Genomic DNA, 954 nt, shown 5'->3' with positions numbered 1-954 from the left:
GTTCTTGGCTTCCTGCGCCGCCGTGGAGACGGCGTCGAAGCCGATGAAGGCGAAGAAGATGACACCTGCCCCGCGCACCACCCCGCTCCAGCCGAAGACACCGAACTGGCCCGAGTTCTCGGGAATGAAGGGCGACCAGTTGGCCGTGTCGAGATACATCGCGCCGGCACCGATCACGAGCAGCACCACCGCCACCTTGACGACAACGATGACGGCGTTGACGCGAGCCGACTCCTGGATGCCGACGACCAGCAGCGCGGTGACGGCGACCGCAATCAGCACGGCCGGCAGGTTGAACACCGCGGAGGTGGTGCTGCCGTCGGCCAGCGTGATGATCGTGCCTGGCGCCGAACTCAACGCCGCCGGAAACGTGATGCCGATGTCGTGCAGGAAGCTGACCACGTAGCCGGACCAGCCGACGGCCACGGTGGCGGCGCCGAGGGCGTACTCGAGGATGAGGTCCCAGCCGATGATCCAGGCCACGAACTCGCCGAGCGTCGCGTAGCCGTAGGTGTACGCCGAGCCGGAGATGGGCACCGTTGAGGCGAACTCCGCGTAGCAGAGGCCGGCGAGGGCGCTGGCAAAGCCCGCCAGGACCATCGACAGGACGATGGCCGGGCCGGCATGCGCGGCGGCCGCTTGCCCGGTGAGCACGAAGATGCCGGTGCCGATGATGGCGCCGATTCCAAGTGTGGTCAGGTCCGTGGCACTCAGCACACGCTTCAGGCCGTGCTGATTCTCAGCGGCCTCGGCCCTGATGCGATCAATCGACTTGGTCGCAAACATCGACATTGAATACCCTCCGGAGTCGCCCTGCCGACGGGCAGGCCCGCTCCTGTGCGCCAGCCACGTGGCACTTCGTGCAGCAAAGACGGCGCATTATACACGCTCGACCGTGGGCTCAGGCCTCCCCGAGCACCCGCAGGAAGGCGCGGGCCCGGGCCTCCGGCGCCC

At 67.6% G+C, this 954-nt stretch carries 1 protein-coding gene; it reads right to left on the bottom strand.

All coding sequences use genetic code 11. The annotated features are described in order from the left end of the window. Nucleotides 1-786, bottom strand: a 786-nt coding sequence (locus tag ACTIE6_RS24160; RefSeq protein ID WP_439559067.1) for an amino acid permease, incomplete at its 3' end; no start/stop codon positions are given. Nucleotides 787-954: the final 168 nt, after the last annotated feature.

Source organism: Dyadobacter sp., assembly GCF_051859145.1.
In the GTDB taxonomy this organism is placed as follows: domain Bacteria; phylum Bacteroidota; class Bacteroidia; order Cytophagales; family Spirosomataceae; genus Dyadobacter.
Note: the sequence above shows the minus strand (reverse complement) of the source record. Positions and strands in the feature narration are given on the sequence as shown.